Raw genomic sequence first — 8,410 nt, 5'->3', positions numbered from 1 at the left:
TGGGTCTCATCGATGCACCTCCGTGTGTTGAATGGGATTGACAGCATCATGGCTAATAAATTATAGACATGATCTATGACTAGTCCATTACCATAGGGGATCGCAGGACCCAAGTGTTTTGCGACGAAAATGCCTTGTCTCGATGCCAAATTCTTCTGCCACTATGGGATGAGCGTGTCTCGACGCGTGAGGGCATGATGGAACACGGAGACCGCAGGCGATGAATCCGACGCGGCGTGCTACTCAAGAACCATTTGACCGTGAAATGAAGAAGGCCTGGGAACGAATTACGACAACTCCCAACGGGCCAATCGGGTGGCTCGTTAATTTTATCCAACTCGATCTCGACGCCCTGACGCCGACGGAATGGATGGTCATCGCCTACGAGGTGGCGAGCTTTGCCGAAGCAGACAGCCTCGAAACACATCCCTTGCCCGTTGTGGTCGCCAGTGGATGGAGCGTTCAAGCGCTCCCCGACGAGGCGTTGCAGTACACGCTGCCGAGCCGGAAAGAAGCCATGCAGCTCCAACGAACGATTCGCGGCCATTTCGAGCACTTGTGGCAACACGGGGTGGCGCCGATCAAATTTCCCGCCCTCACATTAATTGTGACGGGTGCGGGGGCGTTTCATGATCGCCATGGGAGTCTCTTGGTGGCGACCAAGCCGAAGACGAAAGAGTTCGAATACCGTGTCGCCGTCTTACTCGCGCACTATGCAGGCCGTGTTCGACCCTGTCAGGAATGTCACCGTATCTTTGTCGCCGGGCGAAGCGACCAGCTCTTTTGTGATCCACGTTGCCAGATGCGCGTGGCCTCACGGAAGTGGAGAAAGGCCAACACCACGAGAGTGAGAAAGGACCACCGCTAATGGCACGTAAGGACGGCAAGGATCGCGGCATCTTTGAACGAAAGGATCGACCCGGCTGGTGGGTTCAGGTCTTCGTGAACGGACGCGCTCGCACCTATCGGTGTGATACGAAGACGCAGGCCAAGACGCTCTATGGGAGACTCAAGGCGGAGATTCGAGAGAAAAAGTTTTTCCCCGAACAATTTGCTCCCTCGAAAGACATCACGCTGCGAGCCTGGATCCGTCGGTATCTGGATGGGTGCTCAAACCGTGGGGTCGGAAACGAGGAGCGGTATGGGAGACGCTGGGGTTTGTTGCTTGGTGGTCGCCTCCTCCGAGAAATCACCACGGAAGAATTGCGCCGCTTGCAAACCACGATGCGAGCCCGTCGGCTGAAATTCGACGCGCTCAAGCGGCAGGGGAAAGAACCAAAGGGCCGGGGATGGAGTGATGCGACGATCAATCGACATTTTTCGTTTCTCCGCCATGTCCTCATGCTGGCCATGAAGGAAGGGTGGATCGATCGGAATCCGGTCAGCGGCGTGAAGTTCTTTCCTGAAGTGAATCGAACGCGTTTCCTAAACGATGAAGAGTTGCATCGCTTACAGAATGTCATGGCACCGGCGGACTGGAAGCTTGTCGCGTTTGCGATTGAGACCGGGCTCCGGCAGGGGGAGCAGTTTCCCCTTCGGTGGGATCAGGTGGATCTCGAGAATGGCGTCTTGACCATCCCGATGCCCAAAGGCGGCAAGACTCGCCATGTACCGCTCAGCGAAGGAGCGAAGCATCTCCTTCGGTCGTTGGACAGCTTTATGAGTTCCGCGTTCGTGTTTCCCGGCATCAGAGGTAAGGACCATCTGTTGGATGCTCGAGCGTTCGAGCGTCGTTCGTACGAGCCGGCCTTACGACGAGCGGGCATTCAAGGAGCCTGTTGGCACACGCTTCGACACACCGCTGCCAGTCGACGCGTCATGGCCGGCGTGGATTTGGTCACGGTCAAAGAGATCATGGGACACCAAGACATCGAGACAACCCTCCGTTACGCACACCTCGCCCCACATCACCTCAAAGACGGGATCAACCGAGGCAGCCTCTTCGGGTTTGGGATCAAAACCGGTTCTGGAACCTTAACCAAAACCTTAACCAAAGAAGAGGAGCCACTGGCGGGAAATGCACAACCTGTTGATTTAGTGGTGCGCCCGACAGGAGTTGAACCTGTAACCCCCAGATCCGTAGTCTGGTGCTCTATCCATTGAGCTACGGGCGCCTATTTTGATGAGAGTTCTGGGCTAAGAGTTATGAGTTCTGAGTTGCCAAGCGGTGTTCTAAACTCGGCACTCCGAAATCAAGACTCAAAACCGTATATGCAGGCTGCGGTTATACAGGGCAGCGGGCTTGCGGGTCAAGGGAGGTCGGGCACAGCAAGAGATTGAAAATGATTTTCCAGATGATGCTTTCTGCCGTAGGATGATGCGGAGTGACCGCTTCTTTATCCAAAGTATGAGAGGCATGCAACTGTTGAAAATCTTGCAGGTTGTGCGGAAAGATGATCTCCCTGTGCCGGTCACAACTGCGCATTCCCTTCCGGTCAGGTTGATCGTCCAATGGGTCGTCGGAATTGCGGCACTGTTTGGTTTGGGAACATGGCTGGTCTGGTGGGAAGCAACCGTTCAACGCTCCTTCGTGATGGAAGACATCCGGGGGGCCTGTCAACGTATCATGCCGGAAACCGCAGACCGTTGCGTCGATACCGTCGTCATTCAGCGGGGAGGGGGGAGATGATGAGAAGTACGGTTGTGGTCTGCGTGATACTGACCGCGGTCTTTGGGATGATAAACGGCGAGGCCCTTGCAGAGGAGGAGCCTTCCGACAACAGTCCACGCATGGAGTTCTCCCTTCGCTCCTGGATGTTTACAACGGGCGAAACCAAGTGGAGCCACAATGCATCTGGTCTTGATTCGCGGCTGGGCAATCCCACATCCAAACTGACCTATAAGGACAATGACACGCACATTATCGAATTAACAGGGCGGCTTAATTTTGCCGGGCGCTGGTATGCGCAGGGAGATATCGGATTTTCCGTCAAATTCGACCGTGGCATCGCGATCGATGACGATTTCAGTTCTGTCGGAGGCCAACATTTGTGGTCCAAGAGCCACAGCGATATCACCGGATCGGGAACTCAATATGTGAATCTCAATGTTGCCTATCGCGCGAAGGAATTCGGAGAGCATCGGGGCCATCTTGATCTGTTCGGCGGTGTCCAGTATTGGAGGACACAGTATGAGGCTACGGGAGTTCGTCAGATCGTCTGTACTTCATCCGGAATACCGGGTGTGACTTGTAATCCAGCGGGATCAAATCTTGTCGGTGTATTGGCCATTACGAATACAACTCATTGGATCACTCCGATTCAAGTTGGAGCCGACATAGAATATCGAATTATCAAGCCGCTCAGCGTGACCTTCAAAGGATCATTCAGCCCGGCAAGTGTCGTCTATAATGAGGATGTCCACCATCTGAGAAGCGATCTGCAGCAGGATCCGAGTTTCTCCATGTGGGGAGTCGGTGTCGGCGCGAATGGCGAAGCAGGACTGAAGATTATCCTTTCCCGACATTTCGCCCTCACAGGAGGGTATCGCGTTTGGTGGAACCGGACGTATGCCGGAACATGGGAAAATCACCCCGTCGGTGTTTCTTCCGATCAGGTCCCCCTCAAGGAATTCCAGACGATCCGACATGGCGCCTTGGTCGGACTCACCGGATCGTTCTAGCCGGGATCAATTCTAGCAGTCTGCTCCACTCTATCGTCTGCGTCCCGACGGCATCGTCTCGTCTTCGTACCGGGTGAAGAGCCGCCTGGCTTCCGGATGCCAGTGATTCGGATGCCCGTGTGGGATCCCGATCGTCCGGAAAAGCGGAGTGAGTTTGCCGTCAGGATGGAGATAGCCTGCGCGCAGAGGGACGGTGCGTTTCCCGTGTTTGATAAGTTGGCAGGGGGTCAAACGGATCGAAGTGAGCCAGTCGGCAATATCATGTGGATTCCCGATCGAGGCTGAGAGGAGCAGCAATCGGGCCTGGGACGGGCAGAAGATGATCGTCTCCTCCCAGACGACTCCGCGCTCTGGATCGGCGATATATTGCGATTCGTCCATTATCACGAGTCCCAAGGTATCCAATCGAAGGTCGATTTCGCCGCCTGCGGCATCATAGAGGAGATTTCGCAAGATCTCGGTCGTCATAATCAACAGGGGTGCTTGACTGTTGTCTCGTCGGTCTCCTGTCAGGATTCCCACGCGGTCGGGGCCGAAGATTCGAGAAAGTTCCGTGTACTTGGTGTTTGAGAGGGCTTTCAGCGGAGACGTGTAAATCACCGTCCGATTCTCTTCCATGGCCTGTCTTGCTGCTTCAACTGCGACGTAAGTCTTCCCGCTTCCGGTCGGTACGCTGACGATCACATCGCCAAGCTGTAGTTTTGCCAGCGCCTCTTCCTGCCAAGGGTCAGGAACGAAAGGTTGCGGGGAAGGAACTCCGATTCCTTCCAGCCATGCGTTGAGTGTGACGGCTGGCTCGTGGGTTTCCGGTTCATGGTGGCGCGACATCGTGCGCGGTGGCTGAGAGGCATATCTGGGACTCGATCCTGATGTCTTAGGCGGCCGGGGCGCACGAGCATTCCTTTCACCGATCAAGGCCATGAGGTCCGACTCGAAGCCCGTCCGGTTTTCCGCGAATTGGCGCAGTAAGAGTTCGATGAGGCGTCGTTTGCCAACGCGAAAATGCCGGTGGATTCTGCCGCGCGCCAGGCGATGCAACAAGGCCATCGGCTGTTGAACGAGTAGTTGCGCGAGTTCTTCAGTGGTCATGGGAGTTCCTCCAGGACGCCCCGACGGAGTACAGCGATAGCTTGAGCTGCGCAGTCTGCCAGACCCGGGTGTGTACCCTTGAGGGTATGGAGTTGCGAGAGAAATTCCAATGTGCGGGCAAGAAGCCGATAGATGTCTCCCTCTGCCATCGTGGTTTTTTTGCAAAGGCCGATCCAGGTCAAGTTTGGATCGCTGATCCATTGTTCGGTCACAGCGGCGATGTCGGCTCGTAAGAGTGGAGGCTCCTCATATGGAGTGAGCGACTCCGCCAGCTTGCGAAGCTGGCCGAGCAGCGAGCCTAAGCCCGCGCTGATGCGCGGGAATGCCCCCGGCCGGTCGTCGTCGTGCGCGATACTCGACATGACGGCGGCAAGAAGCGCGGGCGATGCCCCCGTGAAGGCTTCGGCGCGAATCAATTCGGTGATCAAGAGTGAATGGTCGATCCGGATCAGTCTGGCCCACTCTCCGGTTTCGGTGAGATGTGCAGTCGGTGAGAGGTACCCGAAGTGCTGCAATGCGTCCACTTTCTCCTGAAACCGATGCCATAGGCTTGTCCGCAGGGCTTGGATCGATTTCATGTGACGGTGTTGTTCCTGTCTGAGTTTGGAGGCGAGAGCATGATCCTTCTGGCAGGCCGGTCGTGAGGGGCAGCTTGGGCAAGAGAAGTCCCCTAACGTCTGGACGATGGAATCCGGAATCGGTTCCTGATCTTTCGGAACAATAATGGGAAGCACAGGCAGGCGCGGTGGCAATTCCTCTAATTCTCTCAAGAGCGATTCAATGCTTTCTGCCGTGCTCCATGGATAAACGGGGGCTTCGACGCAATCGAGGACGCGATCGAATACCTCAGTGACGATTGCGGCAGGGCATTCCGTAATGGCGCCTCCAGCGCGTAGCAATGTGATCATCGGGCTTTTTTGTCCCTTGCTGCGGTATTGGCGCAACACGACACCACGGGTCTTTGCCAGACCTGCGACCCGTCCTGGTGTGAGAAAGTGGAAGCGCTCGGCGACTTCTGGCGGTTCGTGCCTCCTCACGGGAGCTCGATGGGTACGTTGACGGCGAACTTGATCGAACAGTTGCCACTGGGTAATCCAGTCTGTACACACACGTGGGCCGTACGGCTCCATCTGGACATGGAGATCGTCGAGCTTACGTTCGAGCACTTCGGCCCGCTGGTTGAGCTGAAACTGGGCAAAGCTCTTCGCCAGGATCGATTGGATCTGGTCGAGCGGGTGGGCCTTGAGGAGATTGAGCACCATCGGATAGGTGATGACGAATTGGCTGTTGATGGCTTCCGGGTGGCCGGTCAATCCTTTGGTGAGCACTCCGAGTTCGATATACGGAGAGGGCGTGACAATGGCGAAGCCGACGAAGTCTTTGCCGCGCCGGCCGGCTCTGCCTGCAATCTGCTGGATTTCTCCGATGGTGAGATCGGTAAAGTCGCGTGCTTTTCTAATGCTGGATTGTGTGATCACCACCGTTCGTGCCGGAAAATCCACACCGGCTGCCAGGGTGGTGGTGGCAAATACGGCGTCTAGGCACCCGTTCCGCATCAACTCTTCGACGGCTATTTTCCAGGACGGCAGGTGTCCTGCGTGGTGCGCAGCGACTCCGATCCGCTGGACGGTCGGAATGAGAGGATGTTCCGCAATGCTGGGGTATTGCGTGATGACTTGCTCGAGTACCTTCGCGATGGCTTCTTGCCGCGCCGGAGGAAGTACTGAATGACTGTGGTCAAAGGAATCCATAGCCTCGTCGCACGCACGACGCGACGTAAGGAATACGATCGCCGGTGTCAGATTCCGCTGTCGTAGTGCATTGATGAGGTCAACCGGATGAATCGAGGGAGGCATGCAATTTCATTCCCTTTGAAATCACAACGATACCGGATTCCGTGACCTTGAACCGTCGGCTGTCGGCATCACGGTCGTATCCGATTTCCGTTCTTGGCGGTATGACGACGTCTTTATCGATAATCGCACGCTTGATCCGGCTGTGTTCACCGATGACGACGTTTTCCATGATGACGGACTCGCGGACATCGGCATGGTCTTGGACTCGAACGTCCGGAGAGAGCACCGAATTCTGCACGCGACCGCCCGAGATGATGCACCCGCCGCAGACGATGGAGTCCAGCGCCACTCCCATTCGGCCACCTTGGTAATCCTGGGCGAAGACAAACTTGGCAGGAGGATATTGGCCTTGATAGGTCCGAATGGGCCATTGCTGGTCGTACAGGTTGAAGAGGGGGTCGACGGCGACCAAATCCAGGTTGGCTTCCCAATAAGCGTCGAGGGTGCCGATGTCGCGCCAATACTTGACGGCTTTTTTATTGGCATCTTGGAACTTGAAGGCAAAGACGCGCTTACTGCGAATCATGCGCGGAATGATGTTCCTCCCGAAATCATGCGCGGTTTCTTCGCGGGAATCGGCGAGGAGCTCTTCCCGCATGCTGTCGGTGCGGAACAAGTAGATGCCCATCGAGGCAAATGCCTTGTCGGGATCTCTCGGGATCGAAGTGGGGTTGCTGGGTTTTTCGTTGAATTCCGTCACGCGAAAATCCTGGTCGACGCTCATCACGCCAAACCGGGTTGCTTCTTCGATGGGGATGTCGATGGCTCCCACGACTACATCGGCCTGCTTCGCGATAAGCCAGTGAAACATCTCCATGTAATCCATCTTATAGATATGGTCGCCTGCCAGAACCAGCACATATTCCGGCTGCTCCGTATCCAGAAGAAACAGGTTTTGATAGACGGCGTCAGCCGTTCCGCGGTACCACTCTTCGCTGATCCGTTGTTGAGGCGGGATCGACGCAATGTATTCGCCGAGTTCGGTGTTGAGCACATTCCACCCTGCTCGGATATGGCGGTCGAGAGAGTGGGATTTGTATTGAATCAGGACGGCGACTTTGCGTAAACCTGAGTTCAGGCAGTTACTGAGTGTGAAGTCGATGATTCGGTATTTCCCGCCGAAGGGGACCGCCGGCTTGGCCCGATGCTCAGTCAGTGGATGAAGACGTTCGCCCCGCCCTCCGGCGAGCAACATCGTAAAGATGTTCGGCATGGGCGGGATTCTAACAGGACCACGTGGAAATAGGAAGGAACTGTATTCGTTGACAACCAGGATGGGACGGACAATACTACGGTCGATTTCTAGGATCCCGATATTGAAAGACTTCAGTATAAAGGAGTAAGTATGAAAGAAGATGTACTCGTGTCATCGCTGACCAGGACGAGCCGTACCTCAAAGAAGAAGCCAGCATTGAATAACCAGGAAGGCATCTTATGGCGCCTTGAGCATTTGGAAGCGCAGATGCAGAAGCTGTCGGAGCTGGTCCGTGATCACGCGGAGGATGTCGACCGGCTGGTTCGGATCGTGGCAGAAGATCGTAATGCTATTCGTCAGCAGCTGTTGAGAAAACATCGTGAGCGGGTGAGCCTCCGCAAGCACCAGCGTGCATCGCATTCGAAGTCTCTATAACGTTGCTGTCGGATTTTACAGCCGGCAGACGCTCTTCCCCAAACTCTTGACTGATCCTCTTCATCCCGTTTGCTGCTCCGGTCTCCTCGCTGGCTGTACAGGCCCGCAGGCAATGGCCGAACGCTTAAGGAGCTTCTTTCCAAGTGGTGGGGGACCCTGTATAATGCAACGGTTTTGCGCGGGGTATGAGGTGACTCCAGTCAGCGCCTCTTTC

Annotated in this window: 8 protein-coding genes, 1 tRNA gene and 1 pseudogene; 5 read left to right on the top strand and 5 right to left on the bottom strand. The window is 55.7% G+C overall.

Annotated features, from left to right (window positions below):
- Positions 1-220: 220 nt before the first annotated feature.
- On the top strand, positions 221-868 hold the full coding sequence (locus tag ACWVCN_RS11650) for a hypothetical protein (protein WP_455245915.1): 648 nt from the start codon (positions 221-223) through the stop codon (positions 866-868).
- Between the two features lie 242 nt (positions 869-1,110).
- On the opposite strand, the gene ACWVCN_RS11645 is transcribed toward ACWVCN_RS11650, so the two are convergent.
- The gene (locus ACWVCN_RS11645) at positions 1,111-1,335 is read right to left on the bottom strand and encodes a hypothetical protein (RefSeq protein ID WP_455245914.1); all 225 of its coding nucleotides are present in this window, start codon (positions 1,333-1,335) and stop codon (positions 1,111-1,113) included.
- Here ACWVCN_RS11645 and ACWVCN_RS11640 point away from each other — a divergent pair.
- Positions 1,240-1,845 (top strand): annotated as a pseudogene (locus tag ACWVCN_RS11640) (tyrosine-type recombinase/integrase); the annotation flags it as partial. The gene ACWVCN_RS11645 and the pseudogene ACWVCN_RS11640 overlap by 96 nt on opposite strands.
- Positions 1,846-2,038: 193 nt before the next feature.
- Here the strand turns inward: ACWVCN_RS11640 and ACWVCN_RS11635 are convergent.
- Positions 2,039-2,114 (bottom strand) — tRNA-Arg (locus tag ACWVCN_RS11635).
- A gap of 242 nt (positions 2,115-2,356) precedes the next feature.
- Between ACWVCN_RS11635 and ACWVCN_RS11630 the strand changes: the two genes are divergently transcribed.
- Both ACWVCN_RS11630 and ACWVCN_RS11625 read left to right on the top strand, forming a co-directional pair.
- On the top strand, positions 2,357-2,629 hold the full coding sequence (locus ACWVCN_RS11630) for a hypothetical protein (RefSeq protein WP_455245912.1): 273 nt from the start codon (positions 2,357-2,359) through the stop codon (positions 2,627-2,629).
- Entirely contained in the window at positions 2,626-3,621 is a 996-nt protein-coding gene (locus tag ACWVCN_RS11625) for a hypothetical protein (RefSeq protein WP_455245911.1), read from the top strand. Before ACWVCN_RS11630 ends, ACWVCN_RS11625 begins: the two co-directional genes overlap by 4 nt.
- A gap of 30 nt (positions 3,622-3,651) precedes the next feature.
- Here the strand turns inward: ACWVCN_RS11625 and ACWVCN_RS11620 are convergent, their stop codons facing one another.
- From ACWVCN_RS11620 to glgC, 3 genes are read right to left on the bottom strand one after another with little or no spacing between them, the layout of a single operon-like run.
- Positions 3,652-4,710 carry a DEAD/DEAH box helicase gene (locus ACWVCN_RS11620; protein WP_455245909.1) on the bottom strand — a complete coding sequence of 353 codons (1,059 nt, stop codon included), beginning with the start codon at positions 4,708-4,710 and terminating at the stop codon, positions 3,652-3,654.
- On the bottom strand, positions 4,707-6,566 hold the full coding sequence (locus ACWVCN_RS11615) for a helicase-related protein (RefSeq protein ID WP_455245908.1): 1,860 nt from the start codon (positions 6,564-6,566) through the stop codon (positions 4,707-4,709). The genes ACWVCN_RS11620 and ACWVCN_RS11615 overlap by 4 nt, the downstream gene beginning before the upstream one ends.
- Positions 6,541-7,779: a glucose-1-phosphate adenylyltransferase gene (gene glgC / locus ACWVCN_RS11610; RefSeq protein WP_455245907.1), complete on the bottom strand. Its 1,239-nt coding sequence runs from the start codon at positions 7,777-7,779 to the stop codon at positions 6,541-6,543. The genes ACWVCN_RS11615 and glgC overlap by 26 nt, the downstream gene beginning before the upstream one ends.
- Before the next feature lie 132 nt (positions 7,780-7,911).
- Between glgC and ACWVCN_RS11605 the strand changes: the two genes are divergently transcribed.
- Complete coding sequence (locus tag ACWVCN_RS11605; RefSeq protein ID WP_455245905.1) at positions 7,912-8,196, top strand: hypothetical protein; 285 nt, start codon at positions 7,912-7,914, stop codon at positions 8,194-8,196.
- Positions 8,197-8,410 lie beyond the last annotated feature (214 nt).

Source organism: Petrachloros mirabilis (assembly GCF_975968855.1).
This window is presented reverse-complemented; position numbering and strand designations above follow the sequence as displayed.

What these genes read in the sequence shown, in the direction of transcription:
- ACWVCN_RS11650 (WP_455245915.1), top strand. Translation starts at nt 221, where the DNA reads ATGAATCCGACGCGGCGTGCTACTCAAGAACCATTTGACCGTGAAATG.
- ACWVCN_RS11645 (WP_455245914.1), bottom strand. Translation starts at nt 1,335, where the DNA reads ATGGCGGAGAAACGAAAAATGTCGATTGATCGTCGCATCACTCCATCC.
- ACWVCN_RS11630 (WP_455245912.1), top strand. Translation starts at nt 2,357, where the DNA reads ATGCAACTGTTGAAAATCTTGCAGGTTGTGCGGAAAGATGATCTCCCT.
- ACWVCN_RS11625 (WP_455245911.1), top strand. Translation starts at nt 2,626, where the DNA reads ATGATGAGAAGTACGGTTGTGGTCTGCGTGATACTGACCGCGGTCTTT.
- ACWVCN_RS11620 (WP_455245909.1), bottom strand. Translation starts at nt 4,710, where the DNA reads ATGACCACTGAAGAACTCGCGCAACTACTCGTTCAACAGCCGATGGCC.
- ACWVCN_RS11615 (WP_455245908.1), bottom strand. Translation starts at nt 6,566, where the DNA reads ATGCCTCCCTCGATTCATCCGGTTGACCTCATCAATGCACTACGACAG.
- glgC (WP_455245907.1), bottom strand. Translation starts at nt 7,779, where the DNA reads ATGCCGAACATCTTTACGATGTTGCTCGCCGGAGGGCGGGGCGAACGT.
- ACWVCN_RS11605 (WP_455245905.1), top strand. Translation starts at nt 7,912, where the DNA reads ATGAAAGAAGATGTACTCGTGTCATCGCTGACCAGGACGAGCCGTACC.